Here is a 22,178-nt window from a genome sequence, read left to right on the forward strand (position 1 = left end):
GATCGATGGAAACAGTTACCACGCCGCCACGAACCGAGTTGGTGAAGCGTGCGGCTGAGCTCGGCCCCGTACTGCGGGCCAGTGCCCAGGCGTCGGAGGAGCGCAGGCAGCTCAGCGACGAGGCGCTGGAAGCGCTGAGCAGCTCCGGCCTGCTGCGCATGCGGGTGCCGCGGATCTACGGCGGCTACGAGTCCGACATGCGGACCGTCGCCGAGGTGCTGGCCGAGCTGGCGCGCGGCGACGGCTCGGCTTCCTGGACCGCGTCGGTCTGGCTGATCAGCAGCTGGATGGTCGGCCTGTACCCGGACTCGGTGCGCGAGGAGGTTTTCGCCGATCCCGACGTGCGAATCAGCGGCATCCTCAGCCCCGGCGCGATGGCGGTGCCGACCGACGGCGGCTACCTGGTCAGCGGCAAGTGGTCGTTCAACACCGGCGCCCAGCAGAGCGACTGGAACGTCAACGCCGCCGTCCGGCCGACCCCGGACGGGCAGTTCGAGCCCGTCATGGTGCTGATCCCGATCAAGGACCTGCAGGTGATCGACGACTGGCACACCGTCGGCATGCGCGGCTCCGGCAGCATCACCACGGTCTGCCAGGACCTCTTCGTGCCGGCCGAGCGGGTACTGCCGGTGGGCCCGGTGATCTTCGGCGTCCACCCGCAGCAGCAGGACCCCGCGGCGCCGATGTGGCGGGCCCCGTTCATGCCGGTCGCCTGCACCACCGTCGGCGCGGTCGCCTACGGCCTGGCGGTCGCGGCCAAGGACGCGTTCCTGGAGCGGCTGCCCGGCAGCAAGATCACCTACACCGACTACACCGAGCAGAGCGCCGCACCGCTGACCCACCTGCAGATCTCCAGCGCCACGGTCGGGGTGGACGAGGCGGGCTACCACGTGCTGCGCACCGCCGACCTGATCGACGCCAAGGCGGCGTCCGGTGAGCAGTGGAGCCTGGAAGAGCGCGCCCGTGCGCGGCTGGACCTGGGTGCCACCTGCCTGCGCGCCAAGGAGGTCGCGGACGTGCTGGCCAACGCCAGCGGCGGCTCGTCGCTGTACAACAGCGTGCCGATCCAGCGCATCGAGCGCGACATCAAGGCGCTCAACCTGCACGCGATCATGCACCCCGACACCAACTACGAGCTGTACGGACGCATCAGCTGCGGCCTGGAACCCAACACCCAATACATCTGATCTCGCCTGGAGAAAGATATGAGCACCCAGCAGTCCGCTCTCAGCACGGAAGAAATCACCCAGCGGGTCAGGGCGATCTGGATCGACATCCTGGGCCCGGGCTCCGACCGGCCCGGCGCCACGTTCTTCGAGCTCAACGGGCAGTCCATCGCGGCAGTGCAGATTGCCGCGGCGGTCGAGGAACAGATCGGCATCATCCTCGACATCGGCGATCTGTTCGAGGACCCGGATGTGGAAACCCTGACCAGCGTCGTCCTCGCCAAGTCCGGCGACTCGGCCAGCTGACCGTGGCGACCACGGAGACCGCCAAGCGCGAACTGACCCACGTGCAGCCGGATGCCGATCTGGAGCACGTGGTGGCGATCCTCGAGCGCGACGGGGCGGTGATCGTCGAGGGATTCGCCGACCCCGACACGCTCGCCGGGCTCCGCGCCGACCTCGAACCGGGCCTGGAGGCGGCTGCCTACAGCGAGAGCGGGTACGACGGGCAGCGGACCAAGCGGCTGTCCAGCCTGTTCCAGCGGTCGGCGCACATGAGCCCGGTCGTGACCCAGCCGCTCTACCTCGGTTCGGCCCGGCGGCTGCTGCAGCAACCGACCCACATGTGGATCGGCAAGGTCCGGATGGAGGTTACGCCGAGCATCCAGATCAGCTTCACCCAGGCGATCAGGATCGATCCGGGCCAGGGCCGGCAACCGTTGCACCGTGACGACGCGATGCACCTGTGGCGGCATCCGGGACCACCGTGCCGGCTGCAGCTGATGCTGGCGATGACCGACTTCACCGCCGCCAACGGCGCGACCCTGGTCATTCCCGGCAGCCAGCACTGGGACGACGAGCGGGCTCCGGCATACGCCGAAGCGATCCCGGCCGTCATGCCCGCCGGTTCCGCGCTGCTCTGGCAGGGCGGTGTCTACCACGGTGGTGGAGCCAACACCACGGATGCGCCGCGGTTCAGCCTGTCCGTGGCGCTCGATCTGGGCAACCTGCGGCAGGAGGAGAACCAGTACCTCGCCGTTCCGCGGGAAACCGTGCAGACCCTGCCCGACGAGGTGCAGCGGCTGCTCGGCTGGGAGCGCTGCCCGCCCGGCCTCGGCCAGGTCGAGACGCAGGACCCGATGCTGCTGTTGGAGCAGACCCAGCAGGAGCTCGCCACCAGGCCGCGGGGTGCCAACCCGTTGACCTAGCGGTGCTGTCCGAGGTCCGCCCAACCCGGGCGGCCTCGGCGGTCCGCCCGATCCAAGGCTCACCCGCAGCCTCAGCTCCAAGCAGCCGGTGTGCCCTGCCACAGCAGGGCGCACCGGCTGTGGCGTTCTGCTCGGCGGATCGAGGTGGTTGCCGCGCCGGGGATAATTTCCGCATGACGGAGTCCGCGCGGCAGGAGAGAACGGCGGACGGCCGGTACATCGTCGTGGCCGGCCGGCGGTGGCGGGCCAGCGATCCCGCCATTCCGGAGGCGCTGCGCCAGGAGCTGGTGGCCGAGCTGATGGCCGCCCGTCGAGACGTCCGCACCGATCCGGAGACGGCGCGTCCCCGCGTCCAGGACGCCAAGGTGGCGCTGGGGGAGCGGGGAGACCCGTGGTGGGAGCCCACTCCCGAGGGTCAACGACTGCGGCTGGCCGCGGCGATGCGCACGCTGCTGCGGCACCGCAGGCCCGAGGCCACGATCTGCCCCAGCGACGCCGCGCGGGTGGTCGGCGGGCCGTCCTGGCGAGAGCTGATGGACCTGGCGCGCGAGGTCGCCCGGGGCCTGGCCGGCGACGAGATCATCGTGGTGCGCCAGCACGGAACGGACGTCGACCTGGCCACGGCGGTCGGCCCGGTGCGACTCGCCCGTGGCCGCCGATGGGAACCCCGGCCGGCCGGTCCGCGCCAATAGCCCTGCCGCTGACGGCCTCGTCCGGTCGACCGAAGGCGGCAGCTCCGGCGGTGGGTTGTTAGGGTGACGTGGCCCCAGCAACGGGGCTGAGCAGGTTGATGGGCTTACGTTCGTGACACTTCCGCACGCCGTTTCCTCCCAGGAGCGGCTCTGGGCTCGCGCCCACAGCAGGGCCACCCTGCTCGCCGACGTCAGCACCACCATGTCCGGCTCGTTGAACGTGCGCCGCTCGGCGCTGCGGTTGATCGAGCTGCTGCGGCCGGCCTTCGCCGACTGGGTGTTGCTGGGCCTGCCGGACCCGGACGGCAAGGCGGCAACCGTGGGGCCGGTGCTGCTGGCGGTGCAGCACCCCGGCGGCAGCCTGGCCGAGCCCGCCGGCGAGCCGCTGCCGCTGCGGCCGGGCGATGTGCTGCTGTGCGTCACCGGCCCGACCGGCACCGGCGACCCGGCCCCGGACCGGGCGGCGCTGCTCGCCCTGCTGCACCGCTACCGCGGCACCAGTGCCCAGGTGCTGGTCGAGGCGATCGAGCAGCACGTCGTGGAACGGCTCGGCGATCACCAGGACTTCCTCGCGGTGGCCGTGGAGTGCCGGTGGTGACCCCGACCGCCGACCGGCTGGCGGTGGCCCGGCAGCATTTCGCCGACGCGATCGACAACCTCGACGCCCAGGCAGCCACCGAGACCATCGGCCAGGCGCTGCGGGACGGCCTGGACCCGGTGGACCTGATCGAGGACGTCATCGCCCCCTCGCAACGCCTGGTCGGCGAACGCTGGGAGCGCGGCGACTGGACGGTGGCCCAGCAGCACGCGGCCACCGGCCTGGCCACCGCCGCGGTCTGCGCGCTGGACGCGGCCATGCCCGCCGCCGATCGCGGCCTGGTGGTGCTGGCCTGTGCCGAGCGGGAGTGGCACGCCCTGCCGTTGCAGCTGATCGGCGCGACGCTGCGGGCCGGTGGCTGGCAGGTCGACCTGCTCGGCTCGGCGGTCACCGCCGGCCGGCTGTCGTGCACCCTGCACGAGCTGGGGCCGGACGTGGTGGCGGTGTCCAGCTCGGTGCTGGGCAGCCTTCCGAACGCGCGCCGCTGCGTCGAGGCCAGCACCACCGCCGGCATCCCGATCGTGGTGGGCGGTCCGGCCTTCGGCACCTCCGCACACCGGGCCCGGGCGATCGGCGCGACCGCCTGGGCGCCGACCGCGCGGGCCCTGCCGGACGTGCTGGCCACGCTGCCGGCCGTGGTGCGGCCGGTGCCTGCGCTGCCGCGCGCCGTGGTCACCGAGCAGGCCGGCCTGGACGCCCAGCATGCGGCGCTGGTGACCCGGCTGGCGGCGCGCTGGCGGTTGACCGCGGGCGTCCGGCCGGACGCCACCCAGCCCGACACGGTGGCCGACCTGGCCGTCGACGTGGTCCGGCAGTACCTGCACGCCGTGCACGCGGCGGTGCTGCTCGGCGACCCGTCGGTGATCTCCGACATCCACCGCTGGGCGCTGTCGGTGTTCGGCGCCCGCGGAGTGGCCGATGCCCCGGCCACCATGGCCGAGCTGCGGGCGCTGGTCGCCGAAGCGCTGGCCGAGTACCCGCTGGCCTCGAAAGCCCTGGGGCCGGTCGGCCAGCCGTAGGGCCCGCAGCGGTACGACCCGGTAGTCGATCAACCGGACCGATTAGGACGAAACGTCTATATCACTAATCCGGCACAAGGGTGAGTATTTCACTACTTAGCACAAATTGAGCTTTGCGGCTCGTCGGCAGAGCTCGTGGCCCACCCCACCCGGCCTGTCTTTCACGTGCAGTCATCCATGGGTGATCGACATGTCCGCCTCACCTTCCGATCGCGGGGGACTGCATGCTGGATTCCGACCTATGTCGACTGCACAACGGCGCCGCAGCCACCTCCTCCGCACGGCAGCAGCGCAGGCCCGGTACCGCTGGGCCGCATCGAACGGCCTTACCGGCAAAGCACGAGGCCGATCGATGACGCAGGTACATGCTCCTGATCTGGTGGAGCGCCTGATCGGGACCGGACCGATTGCTGCCGGCGGTGCCGGCCTGGTCGGTGAGCTGTGCCGGCTGGCCGCGGCCTATCCGGTGACTCCGCTGGAACGGGTCGACGTCGAGGTCGCCGGACGGCGACGCGCCGTGTGGCTGAAACTGGAGGGGAATTCCCCCTGGGGGTCGATCAAGGGCCGCACTGCCATCGGCCTGCTGGCTTCTGTCGCCGAGGTCTACCAGCCGGGCAGCCGGCTCGTCGAATCCTCCTCAGGCAACCTCGGCGTGGCGCTGGCCGCGCTTGCCCGGGCCTGCGGCGCGCAGCTCACAGTGGTTGTCGACGAGCGGTTGCCGGCCGCGCTCCGCCACCGGATGACGGGTCTGGGTGCCGACCTGGTAGGGGCCGATCAGGCTCCGGGAGTGAGTGACCTGCAGCGCCGGCTGGACACCATCCAGCGGCTGCTTCGTGCGCACCCGGACTGGATCTGGCTCGACCAGTACGACAATCCCGCCAATCCGCGGACCCACCAGCTGTGGACCGCACCCGAACTGCTCACGCAATTGCCAGATTTCCAGGCGGCGTTCGTCGGTGTCTCCACGGGCGGCACGCTGGCCGGCATGGCGGCCTGCCTGCACCGCGCGGCACCGGCGACCCGCATCGTCGGTGTCGACGTGGAGGGCTCGACTGCCTTCGGGGGCACAGCCGGACGCCGGATCCTCACCGGCATAGGTGCCAGCCGCGTCTCCACCCACCTGCTGACCACCACGCTGGACGCGGTCTGTCTGGTGAACAGTTGGACGGCGATCGGCTGTTGTCGAGCATTTGCCGAGGCGACAGGTTACGTGCTGGGAGGCTCGAGTGGCGCGGTGCTGGCCGCGTGCCTGCAGGAGATGGCTGCCGACGAGGAGCTGGTCGAGGCCGTCTGCCTGTGCCCGGACCTGGGACTGACCTATCGCGACACCATCTACAACGATCAATGGATCGAACGTGAGCGTGGGTTCCTGGACCGGGTCGTCCCCAGCCCGCAGTTCGGTCCGTCCCGCAACGGGGTCACTCTCGCTACCTGGAGGACCTGGTGAGCCTGACATCCCTGCCCGCGGCCAGCGGCTCAGCCAGCACCTCTCCGGATCCGGCCGAAGCCTTCCGCATCCTGACCCGGGGTGATGTCCGGGGCGCGCTGGCCCGGGCCGACCCGGTTGCGACCATCGAGGCCGCGCTGCGCGCCCACGCCGAGGGCCGGACGGTACTGCCGGCCGAGGCCTATCTGCCGTGGCGAAATGCCGAGGGTGCCTACTGTCGATCGCTGGCGATGCCCGGTGGCCTGTTCGACTCCGATCCGCCGATCCTCGGCATGAAGCTGATCAACGCCGCGGTGTCCAATCCGGCGGCCGGGATTCCTCGGGCCGGCGGCTTCACCGTCGCCTTCGACGCCGAAACCGGCCGGCCGTCCCTGCTTGCCGAAGGAGCGCTGATCTCGGCGTTGCGGACGGCGTGCTACACGGTGGCGAGCCTGCGAGTGCTGGGGCCGGAACGCTTTGCCCGGATGGCGATCCTCGGTTGTGGCTATCTCGCCCGGGTGCACGTCGAATTGATCGAACGGTATTTCCCCGACGTGACCCAGCTGGACGTGCACGACGTCCGGACAGCGGCTGCGCAGGCCCTTGTCGATCACTGGACCCGCCTGCCGGGCCGGACCGCGACGGTGCACGAACAACCCCGAACCGCTGTCGCGGAGTCGCCGGTGGTGATCACCCTGACCACCTCGGACACGCCCTACCTGCTCGAGTCCTGGTTGCCGAAGGAGGTCTTCATCGCCCACGTGTCACTCGACGACCTGACCGCGGACGTCCTCCAGGATGCCGACATCTTCGTCGACGACATCGACCTGGTTCGCGACAACCCGCGCCGGATACTGGGCCGGCTGCTGAACGAGGGCGGTGTCGTGCAGCGTCCGGATACGGGTCGGGCAGGCCTGCTGGGAACTCTGGGGGAGGTACTGACCGGCGCGATTCCCGCCGTGCGCCCCGACGGCCGGCGCGTGGTCAGCAACCCGTTCGGCATGGCGGTGCTGGATCTGGCCCTGCTCCGGCTCGTGCAGCAGGCAGCCGCCGAGCAGGATCTCGGGGTGCCGGTCGACCTCACGCGGGAGGCTCCCGCCCGAGAGGTGCTGGCGCAGCTGGCTGGTGGCCTTCGATGACCGGCCTGATCAGCTTGGCCGACCTGACCCCGCAACAACTGGCCGATCGGGTGAGCAGAGCCTGCACGCTGTACCGGGACCGCCGTGCGCATGACCGTCCGCTGGCCGGGCAGGTTGCCGGAATGTTGTTCCAGATGACGTCCACTCGCACCCGTACCGCGTTCACGACCGGGGCGTTGCGCCTCGGTGCGGACCTGATCAGCTACGGCCCGCACGACCTCCAGGTCAACACCGGTGAGACATTGGCCGATACCGGCAGGGTGTTCGCCGCGATGCTGGACCTGCTGGTTGCCAGGATCCCCGGGCCGTCGGCAGACCTGCGCGACCTGAGCGGCGGCCGGCTGCCGGTGGTGAACGCGATGTCGGCCGACGAGCATCCGACCCAGGCGATCACGGATCTGGCGACGCTGCAACGGCATTACGGCAGCTTGGCCGGCGTACGACTGCTCTACGTCGGGGAAGGCAACAACACGGCGGTGGCGCTGGCTCGGGCACTGGCGATGGTGCCAGGAGCGCGGGCCTGGTTCTGGTGTCCGGCAGGTTACGGCCTGCCGGCACGGGTGATCGAGGAGAGCCAGCGGCTTGCCGTGGGCAGCGCCGCCCGGATCATCGAGGTATCCCACCGGGACGAGCTTCCCGCTGCGGTGGACGCCGTCTACACCACCCAGTGGCAAACCACCGGCAGCACCAAGGGCGACCCTTGCTGGCGAGAGGCGTTCCGTCCGCTGCAGGTGAACCGGCAGTTCCTGCAGCCGTGGCCGGACGCGGTGGTCCTGCACGACCTGCCGGCCCACCGGGGCGAGGAGATCTCCGGGGAGGTCCTCGACGGCCCGCGTTGCCTGGCGTGGACGCAGGCCGCGATGAAGCTGCCGGCGGCAATGGCGGTGCTGGAACGAAGCGGCTCCGGCCAGGACCAGCCCGAGGAGGGCCCAGGTTGGCCCGAGCAGGATGTGGCCCTCGGGTTGTCCAGGAGTGCCAATGGCACACATTGACCGTCACCGCGCTGCCCCGAGGACTGGCCGCCATCCCGGCCGACGCAGTCGGCCACGAAGGCCGAGCCCACGTCACAACACTGTCAGGAGGGTGTCTTGAGCACTGAATCGCTGTCCCGCGAAGCGGACGCACTGCAAGCCCGGATGTGGAACGGCGCATACGATTCCTCAGCGCTGGAAGGCCAGGCCAACCTGTGGGGCGATCCGCCGGTGCCGTACGCGCAGGTCGCGGCCGAACTGTTCGCCGCCGCCGACGCCGCGGTGATCATGGATCTGCCCTGCGGGGACGGGCGGAACCTGCCGCCGTTGGCCGCCGGCGCACCGATCCTGCTGGCTGGTGACAGCTCGCACAACGCGATGGCCATTGCCCGGTCGGTCGTCGAACGGGCCGGTGTCCAGCGCGGTGTGGTGTTCCGCGAGACCGACGTCTACGCCACCGGGCTGCTGGACGACTCGATCGACGGCATCTTCTGCTGGGACCTGCTCGGCCACCTCGCCGAGCCGGCCGACGCGCTGACCGAGCTGATCCGGACACTGCGACCAGGCGGCTGCCTGATCGCCAACATGTGGACGATGAACGACTGCCAGATCGCCGACGACTGGGCGAAGATGACCGAGGTCGGGCATCGGGCCTACCTGGATCATGCCGGCTTCTACTGCAAGTTCTACGACGAGCAGGAGCTGGTCGAGCTGCTCGCCGGAGCCGGGATGCAAGCCGAGTCGATCGAGACTGCCCGGTGGTGGGAACCACCGCACGCCAACTACCGCCCCTACGTCCACGAGCACGAATGCCTCATCTTCCGGATCCGCAAGGCCACCCAGCCGCCGAACCAGCCAGCCTGAGCAAGGGAGTCCAGCAGTGACGGAAGCCGGCTCGGTCGCCATCATCGGCCTCGGTCCGCGCGGCCTGAACGTGCTGGAGCGGGTGTTGGCAGTTGCCGGGCAGGCCGGTGAGCGGCTCCGGATAGAACTGATCGACCCGGCCGGCGACGGGGCCGGCATGCACGCGGTGGACCAGCCGGACTACCTGCTGCTGAACACCATCTGCTCGCAGGTGACGATGTTTGCGGACCGGTGCTCGGTCGGCGACACGATTCGGCTGACCGGTCCGAGCCTGTACGAGTGGGTCGTCGAGCGGGGGCTCCGGATCGGCGAGGACGGCTTCAGCGTCGGGACATCCGGCCGCCCGATCCAGCCCTGGGACTTCCTGCCGCGCCGGCTGCTCGGGGAGTACCTCGGCTGGTTCTTCAAGCTGCTGCTCGCCCGGCTGCCGGCCGGCGTGCAGGTACGGCTGCACCGCAGCCAGGCGATCGGACTTGCCGAGGACGGCGAGCAGTTCCGGATCGAGCTGTCCTCGGGCGAACGGGTCTCGGCCGGCCGGGTCTTCCTCACCCTCGGCTACCCCGGCAATGTCGCCGCCGAGCATCCCAGCGGCCGGTTGATCGCCCAGCCGTACCCGATGCCCCGGCAGCTTGGCCGGATACCGACCGGTGCCACCGTGGCGATCGGCGGCTTCGGGCTGACCGCGATGGACGCCATGTCCTGCCTCACCGTCGGCCGCGGTGGCCGGTACGAGCGGCACGGCAGGGGGCTGCGGTACCTGCCCAGCGGAGCCGAACCACGATTGCTCTTCTATTCCCGGTCGGGACGGCCCTGCCGAGCGCGGCCGCGGGTGCTGCGCTACGGACCGGGCTACCGGCCGTTGCTGTTCACGCCGGCCGGCATCGACCAGTTGCGGGCCGAGCACGGCGGCACGCTGGATTTCGACCGGCAGGTGTGGCCGCTGGTGCTCGGCGAACTGCGCATCGCCTTCCGCCGGGCCGAGGCATGGGCGGCCGGCGAGAGCGCGGTCGATCAGCTCGAGCAGCGACTGGCCGAGGCGGCCCGCGCCGGGCGGCTGGACCAGTTGCTGGATTGCATCGACGCCGAGCGCGGGCGGTTCGACCCGGCGCAGCTGCTGGACGGTGCCCAGCCGATGTGGTTGACCGATCCGGCGCGTTACCAGGCATGGCTGGCCGCCGAGCTGGCCGCCGACCTGGCCGAGGGTGAGCTGGGCCTGCAGGGCAGTATCGTCAAGCGGACCCTGGACATCCTGCGTGAGCTGCGGGACACCTTCCGGTACGCGGTCGACTTCGGCGCGCTGACACCGGAGTCCAACCGCGGTTTCTTCCAGCGCACCACGTCGGTGTTGAACCGGGCGGTGGTCGGGCCGCAGTTCGAGCGGCACGAGGAGCTACTGGCACTGCTCGAACTGGGCATCGCCGAGGCACCGTTCGGACCGGATCCGGTGCTGAGCTGGGACGGCGGAACTAACCGCTGGCTGATCGAGTCCCGGCGGCTGGCCCGGCCGCATGCCGACCGGGCGGACTGGCTGGTGGCCGGCCGCACCGACCAGCCAGCGGTCGGCTCCTCGGCCAGCCCATTGCTAGCCGCACTGTTCCGCGACGGCAGGATCCGGCCGAATCCGGCCGCCGAGCCGCAGCTGGCCGGTATCGAGGTGGATCAGGATCAGCACCCGATCAGCGCGACCGGCGAACCGGACCGCCGGATCTGGGTGCTCGGGCCACTCTGTGAAGGCAGCACCTTCTACAACAACATCGTCCCGTCGCCCGGCTGCTTCTCCCGGCCGATCGCGGACGCACACCGCTGCGCGGTCGAGCTGCTCACTGCGGCCCTCCCACTGTCGGTGGCCTGACTCAGGCCGGGCCACAGGTAACTGAGCGGAGCACGGATCGCCATGGCAGGCAACACAGAACCCCGGCACCGGACAGCGGCGGTGACCGCAGATCGGCCGACCAGCCTGCTGGACGATGTGCTGGCCGAGCTGGCGACCGAGCAGGCCGGCCTGGCCGAGTCGCTCCGGTCACTGACCGACTGCGCCGCGGGGTCGCTGGACGTGATGGCCGAGCCGGCGCTCACGCTGGCCGAGGAAACGCTGGCACACGCCCGCGCCAGCGTCCTCATCGCCAGCTACCTGGTCCGGATGATCGACGGCCACCGGCGATGCTCGGGATCGCCGCCGGCTCAGCACCGGCCGTCGGGCAGCTCTCCGGCCACGGAAGGCTACCGAGCTGATGCCGCCGCGGCTGGCTGACCGATCGGGTGCGAGGCCAACTCGACGAGCTCGCTGGCAACGTCCAGCTTCTGGTTGCATTCCTCGGCGCTGTCCCCGTCGGCGATGAGCAATGCATAACGAGCGACGTAATTGTCCGGCGGCAGCCACAGTTCGGTGCCCGGCTGCACCATGGGCTGGAAGCTGACATCGGCCAGCCCGGCCGCTCGGGCGCGCTCGGCATCGAAACGGATGGAGTCCACGACGCACGGTTCATCCGGCCGCAGGAAGCGGATGCCGCAGCATCGACCGGTCGGCGCCGGCCTGCCCGGATTCCTGCCGAGTGCCAGTTCCAGCGCGTACCAGGCCGAGTTGTAGTTCATCGCGCGCTCTACCAGGATCGAGACCAGATCACCGGCCATCCGTCCGTTGACCTCGATCAGGCGGAAGCCGGCTGAGGTGATCCGCACTTCGGTGTGCGAGATCGCATTCCGGAATCCCAGCGCGACATGGGCGGCGGCCATCAACTCCAGCAGGGAGGCATCGGTGAGGTACTCGTCGTCTCCCGACAGGGTGTGGCCCATCTCCTCGAAGTAGGGAGCCTTGTTCAGACGCTTGCGGGTGATGTAGAGCGGCACGAAGTCCTGGCCGTCGAAGTAGCCGTCGACCGTGATCTCGCCGCCCTCGACATACTCCTCGACCAGCACCACGTCGTCGGTGGGCATGCCGGCCTGCCGGGCGCTACGGGTGATCCGCAGCCCCTCGGCAAAGTCTGCCGGCTGATCGACCTTGATCACTCCCTGGCTGGCGCCCAGTGACCGCGGCTTGATCACCCAGGGCGGCGGGATCGCCTGCGCCAGCTGCGCGATGTCGAAGTCGTCGTCCACCAGCGCAAACCCGGGTTGCGCCACACCCGCCCCGGCAAGCAGCTCACGGGTCCTGGCCTTGTCCCGGCAGGCGGTCACCGCTTCGACGCTCGGGCCGGGCAGGCCGAGGGCCTGGGCCGCCGCGGCGGCTGCCACGATCATCCCCTCGTGATAGCAGAACACGGCGTCGATGCGCTGCTCGGCTGCCAGCCGCCGCACCGCGGTGACGGTCTCCGCCGGCGAGAAGGTGTTCGCCGTGGAGGATCCCACCAGGTACGGCCGTTGCCAGGTGGGTGGATCCGGCTCCAGCAGCCACAGCTCGGCATGTTCGGCCGTCTGCTTCAACAGGTACTCGCGATATACCTGAGCCCCGCTGCCGATCAGCAGAACCCGGGGACGCTCGGTGCTCATCTGGTCCATGTCAGCTCCATAGCTCATTCCTTCAGCAGACCGAAGTGGTGGAATGCGTCCGCGGCGCCGGGTACTTCGAGCACGCCGCAACGGGCGAACAGGGCGACCGTGCGTGCGGAGGCATCCCTGATGTAGTCCAGCGTCGCGGCCGGACTGTAGCTGTCGGCAAGGATGTCGGCGACCAGGTCGTCCGGCAGCCCGATGTGCCGCAAGGCCGATCGATGCGAGCTGAGGCTGGGACGCAGCGACCTGACGATGAGCTCCGGCAGGAAGGGCGCGACCGCGATCCGTACCGCCGGTTCCAACTGCTGCCAGAGCTGGCTGAACAGGCCGGCGAAGTACCGGTGGTGCCGGCCCTCGTCCACCGCATGGTCGCGCACCGTCTCCCGCACCAGCGTCTTGACGCCGGAGTCGTTGGGAATGTCCACCAGCAGGCTGGTGATCAGGGTTTCGAACACGATGACCTGGAGCAGCTGGATCAGCAACCGGAGATCGGGCAGGCCGTCGCCCACCGCGTCGAGCTGCCGCAGGAACGGGCCGAACTCGAACGGCAGCGCGGGGATACCCGAGGCTCGCTCGATTTGCAGCCGCACGTCGAGGTTGTACAGCGAGTGGTAGCCCTCGTCGACGTAGATCTGGAAGGCGGCCATCCGGGACTCGACGGGCACCGCCAACCCCGCGGTTCCCTCGGCTATCCGTTGGCACGACCGATTCACCACGGCGACCTCGAAATGGGTGGTGAACTCCAGCCACTGGTAGAGATACTGCGCGTTGAGGTACCGCTGTCGGTCCGGGTCCAGGCTGCGGACCGCTTCATGTCGCAGGTGCGGGATCAACGCGGTGGGGAAGAAGAGCTTGGCGTCCTCGATCTCGCTGTCCTCATCGAAGCGCCGGGGCGACGTTCGCACACCTGCCTTGGTGTACCAGCCGGTGCTGATAGCGGCATCGGCGAGGTCGAGAGCACCGGCGTGATAGGTCATGGCGGTGAGCGCCGGATCGACTGGAACGGCAGCGTGCTGCCGCGGTACGGCGGGTTGCCGTCAGCGGTGCTCACACTGCCGAGTGCCATGGCACGTTTCCTTCTTCCCACGTTCGGGTCAGCTCTGCAGCGCCTGCTCCAGGCCGTCGAGGATGGCGTAGGTGTCGTGCAGCAGGGTCGGCGCGTCACGAGCGGTGAGGAAGAACAGGCCGGCGTAGTCGACCGCGCCGTGGGCCGAGCCGTACCGGGGCATCGGGGTTCCGTCCGGCACGGAGAGCCCGGTCACCACCTCCGCCTCCGTCCCCGGCGAGAGCAGGGAGTCCCAGGAAACCGAGCGGGAGTCCCAGATCCGATCCCGGTCCGCCCACCGGCGCCCCGCGGAGTCGGTAGCGATGATCGCCACCGTGCCGGCGGCGCCCTGACCGTCGACAAGCATCCGGGGCGGGTATTGCACCTGCTGGCCCACCAGCACCTTGCTGAGCATCTCGACGGGGTTGAGGCCGAACACCCTGGTCATCTGCTGGGCCACGTTCACCCCGCCCACCCGGGCGGCGGACTCGATGAGCGCCACGGTGCCGTCCGCTTTCAGCTTGATCTCGGTGTGCGTACAGCAGGTATCCAGCCCCAGGGCCTCCACCGCGGCACGGGCCACCTGCTCGATCTCGCGCTGCTTGTCCTCATCCAGCGTGCACGGAAGGAGATTGGCCAACTCGGTGAAAGGGGGGATCGTGGGAATCCGGGACGTGATGCACAGCGGGTGGTACTCGCCGCCGTCCACCATGCCCTCGACGCTGAGGTAGTCGCCATAGCCACTGCCGGTCGGGTACCAGCCGTCGGTCGAACCGTCGATTATCTCCTCCACCAGGAGATCCCGCGGCGTACCAGCCACTGCCAGCTCGGTGTAGCGGGACTCGAAGGTGTCGTCCAGTGCCCGGGTGGCCGCCGCCCACGCCGCGGCAACCTCGCTCTCGTCGCGAATCACCGTCTGGGCGACCGAGCCGGCGCTCCAAGCCGCTTTCAACAGGACCGGCAGTCGCAGGGCGGCCACCGCCTCGTGTGCCTCCTGCAGGCTGGAGACCGGACGGAACTCCGGTGAAGGCACCCCGGCCTGCCGCCACACCTGGCGCATCAGCCGTTTGTCCCGGGACCGCACCACATTGGGGCCTGCTCCGGGCAGGCCGAGGATCGCTGCCGCCTCGCTGACAGCCAGCAGCGCGAACTCCGACAGGGCGAGGATTCCGTCCACCCGGAGTTCCTTGGCGACCGTGAGGATGGTGTTGACCACCTCCTCGCGACCGAACGCGCGTTCCTGCCGCACGCTGGCGGCGCTGGGCCGCCAGACGTGTTCGGCGTGCGGCGGGAAGGGGCCCAGCCCGAGCACATGGACCTCGGCCACCCTGGCCATCGAAGGCACCGCGAACTCCAGGGTCGGCCCGCCCTTGACGTAGACGAACAACAGGCGTTGCGAACGCCCTGATGGCATGTGGTTCCCCCAGACTTGTGGAGCCAATGTAACGTAAGACCGAAGTGCGATTAATAGATGGTACGTCCCTATATTGCGGGCTACCGCGCGGTGCGCGAGCGGTCGGCGGCCGCTCGGCTGCCGAGGTGACGCCCGCTGGCCCAGCAGCAGGCGGTTGCCAGGCAACCGCCCACCACACAGCATCCCCAGAGCAGCTGCCGGTTGGTCGCGTAGACCACGGTGCCCAGCGACGGCCCGATCGCATAACCCAGGCTCTGCGCCCCGCCGGCGAGCGCGAGGTACCTCGGCCTGGCCGCCTCGGAGGCCATCAGCGCCGGCGCCGAGGCGGCCGGGGGTGCCCCGATCATCTCCCCGGACGTCCAGATCACGGTGGCCAGGACCAATGCGGCGATGCCGCCAGGCAGGCCGAAGCACGCGATGCCCGCCCCGATCAGGAAGACCCCGAGGGGCAGGGTCAGGGCCACCGGGCGGTTGCGCAGCAGGCCGGTCAGGGTGGGTTCGAGCGTGGTCACCAGCAGGGCGTTCGCTGTGATCATCGCGGCGTACACCTCGGTGGGCAGGCCTTTGTGGACGACCTCGAGGGGCAGCGTGGAGATGTACTGCGACTCCACCACCGCAATCGTCATGAGCCCCAGCACCAACCACAACAGCCGCGGGTCCCGCAGTGGCTTCCCCGGTCGCGGCCCGGCTTCGGCCGGTCGGGTCGAGCCAGCCGAGGTGGCCGGGGTGACCCGGTGCGGCAGGCTCACCAGCGCGACCACCCCGAAGAGCAGCGAGGTAGCCGCATCCACGACGAACAGCAGCGTCCAGCTGCGCGCGGCCAGCGCCGCGCCGACCAGCGGCGTGATCAGGGCGCCGAGGTTGAGGCCGAATCGATATCCCGCCGCGACGAGCACCAGCTGGCTGCCGTCGACCGCACCGGCCAACAACGTCATCGCAGCCGGGCGGAAGAGCTGGGTGGCGATTCCGGCGACCCCACAGGCGATGTCGATCGCGGCTCGGCCGGTGAGCACCGCGAGGGCGGCCACCGAGATACCGGCGCCGAACATCGACGCGGCGATGGTGTTGCGGCACCCGAGGCGATCGGTGACCACTCCGCCGGCCGAGACGCCCAGCACCGTACCGATGCCGTAGAAGGTGAGTGCCAGGCCTGCGGCGGCGGGCGGCCAATGCCGGCTGGTGGTGAGGTAGAGCACCGCGAACACCTGGACGAACGAGGCCATCCGGTTGACGGCAACACCGGCGATCAGCAACCGGCAATACCCGGGCAACCGACCGAGGACCTGCCATACCGCGCCGATCCGCGTCTCGTGGCCGGGCAGCCCGGAGCCGGACGCCGTTCCGTCCTGCTCTGCCGCCGTCTGGCCGCCGCGGGCCGGCTGTTCACTCACTGCGCGGTCGCACCAGGCAGGTGGGCGCGGGCTCGAACCCGAGCTTGTTCCAGAAGGGGCCGGAGTCGTGCCCCGGATGCACCAGGAACTTCACCCGCGGGTGGTCGGCTACCACCGCGGTGACCAGCTGTGAGCCCAGCCCACGGCCCTGCCAGCCGGGCAGGACGGCCAGGTCGGCGATGAAGGCGTTGAAGCTGAAATCGGTGAGCACCCGGACCAGGCCGACGAGGGTGCCGTCCTCGGCTCTGGCCACCACCACGTCTTGTGCCTCCTCGAGCATGCGCTCGATCCGGGCCAGGTCGTCCAGCGGTGCGTTGAGCCCGGCGGACCTGAACAGCTCCGCCACCTCCGCCGCGCGCGCGCCGTCGCGGCCCAGGCGCACCGCAGCGACGTCGGATACCGCCATGGCTTCCTCCTCGGTTCTCACGGATGCACGATCGGGTGGCCGGACCCCAGCCCGACCGGACGGTCAGCCGCCCCGGCAGCGCGGTGACCGATCCCGGATTACGGGCAACTATTACCTGATGCCAGGGAAAAAGCCATAAGTAGTCTTTGTCCAGCTGTCGCCTGATGTGACACCTCGGGCTTGCCGTATCGGCAGATAGCCCACCTCGAGCCGGTACCGGCGAGGCACCGGGGCGGTCCGACGGATCGCGCTCGACCTACCCGGCGCGGTCGAGCGCGACCCCGCCGTTCCGGGGGTGGGTGACCTGGTTCAGGAGTGCCTTACCGATTCGGTAACAGGCTGCAGTCAAATATCGTCGAGGAGATTTCGGCAGAGCCGCAATACGCCCTGCATCGCGAATTGACCGGAGAAAGACATGCGCAATGATAACGAGGCGTCGCGAGCGGACGCGCCGTTTCTTGGAGAAAGCCTGGTTCAGTTATCGAACACGCGAGCCGCGCATTGCCAAGGGCAGGGTCGGGTAGCGGTTTTCACCCGCTGCGCCCATCCTGCCTGGCAGCGTTGCACCAACCGCTGCACTACCGGATACACCGGAACGGCAGGCTTCCTGTAGCGCGGAAAGCCTGGTTTTCCAGGGGCTGCAGGCTGGTTCTCATCCAACCGACATCCCGCCGGACCGGCACCGGAGAACCTACGGCCGCAGACACCGGACAAACCGGAAACCGTATTAAGCGCTGAATAGAAAATTGTTTTGTTCGGCTATCTAATCCGCCTACCGTGGGTTAGCCTGTGCCGCGCCGGAACTCTATTAGCCGCACATCAGCGGACCGGCAACTTTCTGCGTGTCCACAGAATCGGAGAATGTTTCGTGACCGAGCAGGCAGCGCCGACGCGTCCCGCCACCTACAGCGAGCGCATGCACCAGAACGCCCTCACCGACACCTACCTGGCCGCGTTCGAGGCCAGCGGGATCCGGCCCAGCGAGTTCCATGCCACCGTCCAGCCGGTCACGGTCGGCACCAACATGGACGGCCGCTGCCTGACCCGTCCGGGATTCCTGGAGCGCGAGCAGGTGCAGCGGCTCGGCGCCGACCTCGAGACCCTGTACCAGTGCCTGACCAGCCTGCCCGACCGGCTGTTCGGCGGTGACCTGGCCTCGTTCGTGATCGCCACCGGGGTGCCGGCCCAGCAGGTCAACGCCATCGTCCGGGGCCGCGGCAACGCGCCGAGCCGGCTGTCCCGGGCGGACATGTACGTCGACGACACCGGCTTCCGGGTGCTGGAGTACAACATGAGCGCCTCGCTCGGCGGCATCGACGCCGCCACGCTGAGCCGGGCCTACATGGACCAGCCATTCATGGCCGAGTTCGCCGCCGAGCACAACCTGGGCTTCATCGACACCATGGTCGAGGCCGCCGAGACGCTCAAGGCCGAGTGCGACGTCCGGCCGGGCACCCGCCCGACCGTGGCGTTCTGCGACTGGCCGGGCAGCTACCCCGACCTGGAAGCGCAGCTGATCAAGAACACCACCAACATCAGCAAGCTCGGTGTCGATGCGTTCCCCTGTCACCTCGGCCACATGCGCATCGACGAGAACTCAGAAGTCTGGGTCGGTGACCGGCACGTCGACATCATCTACCGCAGCTTCCTGATCGAGGACCTGCTCGACCCGACCGGCCCCGGCCTGATCGAGCCGGTGCTGCGGGCCGCCGAGCGCGGCAAGGTGAAGATCTTCTCGCCGATGGACGCCGAGCTCTACGGCAGCAAGGGCGCGCTGGCGCTGCTGTCGGACGAGGCGAACCGCGGCGTGTTCGACGAGCAGGAGCTGGAGGTGCTGGACCGGATCCTGCCCTGGACCCGGATGGTGCGGCCCGGCCCGGTGACCGTGGACGGCAGCCGCAGCGTGCTGCTGGAGGACTACGCCCTCACCGCCCGCGACGAGCTGATCCTCAAGCCGGTGATGCTGCACGGCGGCACCGGCGTGGTGCCCGGCTGGCAGACCGATCCGGACTCCTGGGCCGGCATGGTGAAAGACGCCATGGACGGCGAGTTCGTGCTGCAGCGGCGCATCCACCCGCACACCGAGCTGTTCCCGTCCGACGAGGGACTCAAGGAGTACCTGCTGGTCTGGGGCGCCTTCCTCGGCGCCCGCGGCTACTCCGGGGCGTTCCTGCGCGGCGGGCCGGCCGAGGCGCAGAGCGCGGTGGTGAACACGCTGACCGGCGCGTCCGGTTCCTGTTGCTTCTCCGAGCTTGCCTGACCCGGCGTCAGCCGGGCTGCTGACCAGCCGAGCGCCGTCGTGACCCACCCACCCGGCGGCGCTCGGCCTCAGCCTGGGACCCGTCAGGCTGGGACCGTCAGGCTGGGACCGTCAGGCTGGGAACGTCAACCGGAGAACCGCAGCCGGTTGAGCAGCCGGGGGGTGAGCAGCCCGTCGGCCAGCCCGAAGCGCACCAGGTCGTCGAAGGCGCGCTGGTCGTCGCGGGCGGCCCGCAGGCCGGCGTCCGTCAGCGCGGTCCAGCCGCCGAGCCGGGCCAGCGCGCCGGTGTGCGCCAGGTGCCGCCCCAGCCGCCGCCGGCTGGCCTGCCGGTACCGCGAGCCGGCATCCCCGCCCTCGGTCACCGCCCGGGCGGCGGCCCGGCCGGCCAGCGCCCCGGACACCACCGCGTAGAAGATCCCCTCGCCGGTGAACGGGTTGATCATCGACTGCGCGTCGCCGGCCAGCAGCACCGGACCGTCGGGAATCGGCGGCCGGCCGGACGACAGCGGCAGCCGGTGTGCCCGCAGGCCCTCGGCCTCTCCGAGGCCCGGCAGCAACGCCCGCATCCGGGCCAGCAGGTCGGCCCGGCTCACCGGGTCGGGTCCGAGCAGCTCGCCGTAGCCGACGTTGGCCCGGCCGTCGCCGATCGGAAAACTCCAGGCGTAGGCGGGCCAGTGCCGGTCGGTCATCGTGATGAACTGGCTGCCGGCCAGCGCCGCCAGCCCGGCCGGCTCGGCGGCGTACCCGCGGATGGCCAGCGCGACCGGCGCCCTGCCGGGTGCCGCAGCCGGCCGGGAACCGGCCAGGCTGCGGCGCACCACCGACTCCGCGCCGTCCGCCCCGATCACCACCCGGGCATGCAGGGCGGCGTCCAGCCACACCCCGCCGTCGGCCACCTGCACCCGGCGGACCGGGTGCCGGCGCACCTCGATCCCGCGTTCGCGCACCTGGTGCACCAGCCGGGCGTCGAAGACCTGGCGCGGCACCACGTGCACCGGGTGCCGCATCCGCCGGTGCACCCGCACCCCGCCCGGCGACCGCAGCGCCAGGCCGGCGACCGGCACGGTGCCGGCGAACACCCGCGGCACGTCGAAGCCCAGGCCGGCGAGCTCGGCGTCCACCTCGTGCGCGATGCCGTCCCCGCACGGCTTGTCCCGCGGGAAGTCGGCGCGGTCCAGCACCAGCACCGTCAGCCGCGGCCGGGCCTGCGCCACCGCCGCGGCCGCCGCGCACCCGGCAGGCCCGGCGCCCACCACGATCACGTCGTAGTGCTCCGATGGCCGGCTCATCCGGTCACCGTACGAGCCGGGCCGCCCAGCGGCTCAGTTGCGCCCCGGACGCGGCCGGTGCTCGACCCGGTCGGCCAGCCGGCGCAGCGTCTCGCGGTTGCGCAGCCGGAGCAGCCACCGCTGCACCGGATTGTCCAGCCAGTGACCCGGTCCCGCGGTCGGGGCCTCGCGCAGCGTCACCTCGGTCTGCGACGGCGAGCGCTGGTCCAGCACGATCTCGACGGTCGCCTCGCCCAGCGGCCAGCCCTTGGCGCGCATCAGCAGCCGGCGGCCGGGCTCGCACACCAACGACTCGGTGTCGTCGGCGATGACCAGCGGCCAGACCCCCACCTTGTGGTGGATCTTGCTGCCGACCTCCGGCCAGCCGGCGTCGACGTCGCGGATGTGGGACGCGCCCACCACCCAGCCCACGTAGGCCCAGCCGTCGGCCAGTTCGGCGAAGATCCGGTCGGCTCCGGCGCGCATCGACGCGCGCACCTCGGTCATCGGCGTGGCAGGCATGCGACACCCTTCGGTAGGCGTGGCGCACCACGCTCGGGGGCTACGGGCTCAGCCGGTTAAACCGTAGCGCACCGGCCGGCCCGGGGATCTTCGGCGAGATTCCTCCGCGCGAGGTTTGCACCCGGCTCGCCCGACGGCCTACGTTTGACAGCAGGAGCAGAAGATCACCGGGACGGCTGAATAACCAGCTGCCCGCACCAGATCGCCCGCCGGCAGTCCCGGCGGGCCGGCATCCGCCGAAGCCCACACCGGCAGCGCCCACTCCGCAGCAGCCCGGCAGTGGCGCCCGCCGAGAACCGGAGCATCCGATGACCACCAAAGCCCGTCGAGAGCCCGACCAGCTGACCGAGTTGAGCGACACGTCCTGGAAGGGCGTGTTCAAGCGTTCGGTCAAGGAGTTCCAGAACGACAACCTCTCCGACTGGGCGGCGGCGCTGACCTACCGCGGGGTGCTGACGCTCGCCCCCGGGCTGCTGGTGCTGGTGTCCATCCTCGGCCTGCTCGGCGACTCCACCACCCAGGAGCTGGTCGACAACGTCGGCCAGCTCACCCCCGGCGGCGTGCGCAGCGTGCTGGAGCAGATCCTGGACAACGTGCAGGCCCGCAGCAGTGCGGGCCTGGCCGCGGTGCTGGGCCTGCTGATCGCCTGGTGGTCGGCCTCCAGCTACGTCGCGGCGTTCATGCGGGCGTCCAACGCCATCTATGAGATGGGGGAGGGCCGGCCGATCTGGAAGACCATTCCGCTGCGGCTGGCGATCACCCTGGCGATGGCGGTGATGGGGGTGCTGGCCGCGGTGATCGTGGTGTTCAGCGGTCCGCTGGCCGACCGGGTGGGCCACGCGCTGGGCATCGGCGACACCGGCCTGCTGGTCTGGAGCATCGTGAAGTGGCCGGTGCTGGTCGTGATCGTCAGCGTCATGCTGGCGGTGCTGTACTACGCCGCGCCCAACGTCAAGCAGCCCGGCATCCAGTGGATCAGCCCCGGTGGCGTGCTCGCCGTGCTGATCTGGATCATCGCCTCGGCCGGCTTCGCGTTCTATGTCGCGAACTTCGGCTCGTACAACAAGACCTACGGCTCGCTGGCCAGCGTGATCATCTTTCTGATCTGGCTGTGGATCACCAACATCGCGATCCTGCTCGGTGCCGAGTTCAACGCCGAGCTGCAGCACGCCCGCGCCATCGAGGCCGGCCAGCCGCCGGACCAGACCCCGTTCGCCGAGCCGCGCGACACCCGCAAGCTGACGCCGGACAAGCAGCGGCAGGCCACCGGGCTGGAATCGAAGTAGCTCCGAAGATCGAG

21 protein-coding genes are annotated in these 22,178 nt (G+C 70.2%); 14 read left to right on the top strand and 7 right to left on the bottom strand.

Annotation, left to right across the window (positions count from 1 at the left end; all coding sequences use genetic code 11):
* Nucleotides 1-5 precede the first annotated feature (5 nt).
* The 12 genes from VLJ82_RS18095 (at nucleotide 6) to VLJ82_RS18150 (ending at nucleotide 11,334) form a co-directional block, all read left to right on the top strand.
* Nucleotides 6-1,187: an acyl-CoA dehydrogenase family protein gene (locus tag VLJ82_RS18095; RefSeq protein WP_408664756.1), complete on the top strand. Its 1,182-nt coding sequence runs from the start codon at nucleotides 6-8 to the stop codon at nucleotides 1,185-1,187.
* Between the two features lie 18 nt (nucleotides 1,188-1,205).
* Nucleotides 1,206-1,472, top strand: coding sequence for a phosphopantetheine-binding protein (locus VLJ82_RS18100; protein WP_408664757.1), 267 nt, complete (start codon nucleotides 1,206-1,208; stop codon nucleotides 1,470-1,472).
* 32 nt (nucleotides 1,473-1,504) lie between these two features.
* Complete coding sequence (locus VLJ82_RS18105) at nucleotides 1,505-2,374, top strand: phytanoyl-CoA dioxygenase family protein (RefSeq protein WP_408664805.1); 870 nt, start codon at nucleotides 1,505-1,507, stop codon at nucleotides 2,372-2,374.
* A 173-nt stretch (nucleotides 2,375-2,547) separates the two neighbouring features.
* Nucleotides 2,548-3,066: a DUF3253 domain-containing protein gene (locus tag VLJ82_RS18110; protein WP_408664758.1), complete on the top strand. Its 519-nt coding sequence runs from the start codon at nucleotides 2,548-2,550 to the stop codon at nucleotides 3,064-3,066.
* 112 nt (nucleotides 3,067-3,178) lie between these two features.
* Entirely contained in the window at nucleotides 3,179-3,664 is a 486-nt protein-coding gene (locus tag VLJ82_RS18115) for a hypothetical protein (RefSeq protein ID WP_408664759.1), read from the top strand.
* The gene (locus VLJ82_RS18120) at nucleotides 3,658-4,683 is read left to right on the top strand and encodes a cobalamin B12-binding domain-containing protein (protein ID WP_408664760.1); all 1,026 of its coding nucleotides are present in this window, start codon (nucleotides 3,658-3,660) and stop codon (nucleotides 4,681-4,683) included. The genes VLJ82_RS18115 and VLJ82_RS18120 overlap by 7 nt, the downstream gene beginning before the upstream one ends.
* Before the next feature lie 352 nt (nucleotides 4,684-5,035).
* Entirely contained in the window at nucleotides 5,036-6,130 is a 1,095-nt protein-coding gene (locus tag VLJ82_RS18125) for a cysteine synthase family protein (RefSeq protein WP_408664761.1), read from the top strand.
* Entirely contained in the window at nucleotides 6,127-7,248 is a 1,122-nt protein-coding gene (locus tag VLJ82_RS18130; RefSeq protein ID WP_408664762.1) for an ornithine cyclodeaminase family protein, read from the top strand. The genes VLJ82_RS18125 and VLJ82_RS18130 overlap by 4 nt, the downstream gene beginning before the upstream one ends.
* Nucleotides 7,245-8,240 (top strand): ornithine carbamoyltransferase, encoded by a 996-nt coding sequence (locus VLJ82_RS18135; protein WP_408664763.1) that lies wholly within the window; start codon nucleotides 7,245-7,247, stop codon nucleotides 8,238-8,240. The genes VLJ82_RS18130 and VLJ82_RS18135 overlap by 4 nt, the downstream gene beginning before the upstream one ends.
* Nucleotides 8,241-8,336: 96 nt before the next feature.
* Entirely contained in the window at nucleotides 8,337-9,083 is a 747-nt protein-coding gene (locus VLJ82_RS18140; protein WP_408664764.1) for a class I SAM-dependent methyltransferase, read from the top strand.
* A gap of 16 nt (nucleotides 9,084-9,099) precedes the next feature.
* The gene (locus VLJ82_RS18145; RefSeq protein WP_408664765.1) at nucleotides 9,100-10,935 is read left to right on the top strand and encodes an FAD/NAD(P)-binding protein; all 1,836 of its coding nucleotides are present in this window, start codon (nucleotides 9,100-9,102) and stop codon (nucleotides 10,933-10,935) included.
* An 81-nt stretch (nucleotides 10,936-11,016) separates the two neighbouring features.
* Complete coding sequence (locus VLJ82_RS18150) at nucleotides 11,017-11,334, top strand: hypothetical protein (RefSeq protein ID WP_408664766.1); 318 nt, start codon at nucleotides 11,017-11,019, stop codon at nucleotides 11,332-11,334.
* On the opposite strand, the gene VLJ82_RS18155 is transcribed toward VLJ82_RS18150, so the two are convergent.
* The 5 genes from VLJ82_RS18155 to VLJ82_RS18175 all read right to left on the bottom strand — a co-directional run bounded on the left by VLJ82_RS18155 (nucleotide 11,304) and on the right by VLJ82_RS18175 (nucleotide 16,828).
* Nucleotides 11,304-12,578, bottom strand: a complete 1,275-nt coding sequence (locus VLJ82_RS18155) for an ATP-grasp domain-containing protein (RefSeq protein WP_408664767.1) — start codon at nucleotides 12,576-12,578, stop codon at nucleotides 11,304-11,306. The two genes, VLJ82_RS18150 and VLJ82_RS18155, sit on opposite strands and share 31 nt — an antisense overlap.
* A gap of 14 nt (nucleotides 12,579-12,592) precedes the next feature.
* Nucleotides 12,593-13,549 (bottom strand): diiron oxygenase, encoded by a 957-nt coding sequence (locus VLJ82_RS18160; RefSeq protein ID WP_408664768.1) that lies wholly within the window; start codon nucleotides 13,547-13,549, stop codon nucleotides 12,593-12,595.
* 117 nt (nucleotides 13,550-13,666) lie between these two features.
* Entirely contained in the window at nucleotides 13,667-15,031 is a 1,365-nt protein-coding gene (locus tag VLJ82_RS18165) for an ATP-grasp domain-containing protein (protein ID WP_408664769.1), read from the bottom strand.
* Between the two features lie 80 nt (nucleotides 15,032-15,111).
* The gene (locus tag VLJ82_RS18170) at nucleotides 15,112-16,422 is read right to left on the bottom strand and encodes an MFS transporter (protein ID WP_408664770.1); all 1,311 of its coding nucleotides are present in this window, start codon (nucleotides 16,420-16,422) and stop codon (nucleotides 15,112-15,114) included.
* Complete coding sequence (locus tag VLJ82_RS18175) at nucleotides 16,415-16,828, bottom strand: GNAT family N-acetyltransferase (protein ID WP_408664771.1); 414 nt, start codon at nucleotides 16,826-16,828, stop codon at nucleotides 16,415-16,417. The genes VLJ82_RS18170 and VLJ82_RS18175 overlap by 8 nt, the downstream gene beginning before the upstream one ends.
* An 868-nt stretch (nucleotides 16,829-17,696) precedes the next feature.
* Between VLJ82_RS18175 and VLJ82_RS18180 the strand changes: the two genes are divergently transcribed.
* Nucleotides 17,697-19,088 (top strand): hypothetical protein, encoded by a 1,392-nt coding sequence (locus tag VLJ82_RS18180; protein ID WP_408664772.1) that lies wholly within the window; start codon nucleotides 17,697-17,699, stop codon nucleotides 19,086-19,088.
* A 125-nt stretch (nucleotides 19,089-19,213) separates the two neighbouring features.
* On the opposite strand, the gene VLJ82_RS18185 is transcribed toward VLJ82_RS18180, so the two are convergent.
* Both VLJ82_RS18185 and VLJ82_RS18190 read right to left on the bottom strand, forming a co-directional pair.
* Nucleotides 19,214-20,377, bottom strand: coding sequence for an NAD(P)/FAD-dependent oxidoreductase (locus tag VLJ82_RS18185; RefSeq protein WP_408664773.1), 1,164 nt, complete (start codon nucleotides 20,375-20,377; stop codon nucleotides 19,214-19,216).
* 33 nt (nucleotides 20,378-20,410) lie between these two features.
* The gene (locus VLJ82_RS18190) at nucleotides 20,411-20,878 is read right to left on the bottom strand and encodes an SRPBCC family protein (RefSeq protein ID WP_408664774.1); all 468 of its coding nucleotides are present in this window, start codon (nucleotides 20,876-20,878) and stop codon (nucleotides 20,411-20,413) included.
* Between the two features lie 308 nt (nucleotides 20,879-21,186).
* On the opposite strand from VLJ82_RS18190, the gene VLJ82_RS18195 reads away from it, so the two are divergent.
* Nucleotides 21,187-22,164, top strand: a complete 978-nt coding sequence (locus tag VLJ82_RS18195; RefSeq protein ID WP_408664775.1) for a YihY/virulence factor BrkB family protein — start codon at nucleotides 21,187-21,189, stop codon at nucleotides 22,162-22,164.
* Nucleotides 22,165-22,178 lie beyond the last annotated feature (14 nt).

It is taken from the genome of Jatrophihabitans sp., assembly GCF_035474675.1.
Taxonomy (GTDB): domain Bacteria; phylum Actinomycetota; class Actinomycetes; order Mycobacteriales; family Jatrophihabitantaceae; genus Jatrophihabitans_A.

Excerpts from the sequence above, each read along its gene's own strand:
- VLJ82_RS18100 (WP_408664757.1), top strand. The coding sequence starts at position 1,206 with ATGAGCACCCAGCAGTCCGCTCTCAGCACGGAAGAAATCACCCAGCGG.
- VLJ82_RS18175 (WP_408664771.1), bottom strand. The coding sequence starts at position 16,828 with ATGGCGGTATCCGACGTCGCTGCGGTGCGCCTGGGCCGCGACGGCGCG.
- VLJ82_RS18195 (WP_408664775.1), top strand. The coding sequence starts at position 21,187 with ATGACCACCAAAGCCCGTCGAGAGCCCGACCAGCTGACCGAGTTGAGC.
- VLJ82_RS18185 (WP_408664773.1), bottom strand. The coding sequence starts at position 20,377 with ATGAGCCGGCCATCGGAGCACTACGACGTGATCGTGGTGGGCGCCGGG.
- VLJ82_RS18125 (WP_408664761.1), top strand. The coding sequence starts at position 5,036 with ATGACGCAGGTACATGCTCCTGATCTGGTGGAGCGCCTGATCGGGACC.
- VLJ82_RS18155 (WP_408664767.1), bottom strand. The coding sequence starts at position 12,578 with ATGGACCAGATGAGCACCGAGCGTCCCCGGGTTCTGCTGATCGGCAGC.
- VLJ82_RS18160 (WP_408664768.1), bottom strand. The coding sequence starts at position 13,549 with ATGACCTATCACGCCGGTGCTCTCGACCTCGCCGATGCCGCTATCAGC.
- VLJ82_RS18110 (WP_408664758.1), top strand. The coding sequence starts at position 2,548 with ATGACGGAGTCCGCGCGGCAGGAGAGAACGGCGGACGGCCGGTACATC.
- VLJ82_RS18165 (WP_408664769.1), bottom strand. The coding sequence starts at position 15,031 with ATGCCATCAGGGCGTTCGCAACGCCTGTTGTTCGTCTACGTCAAGGGC.
- VLJ82_RS18190 (WP_408664774.1), bottom strand. The coding sequence starts at position 20,878 with ATGCCTGCCACGCCGATGACCGAGGTGCGCGCGTCGATGCGCGCCGGA.
- VLJ82_RS18135 (WP_408664763.1), top strand. The coding sequence starts at position 7,245 with ATGACCGGCCTGATCAGCTTGGCCGACCTGACCCCGCAACAACTGGCC.
- VLJ82_RS18095 (WP_408664756.1), top strand. The coding sequence starts at position 6 with ATGGAAACAGTTACCACGCCGCCACGAACCGAGTTGGTGAAGCGTGCG.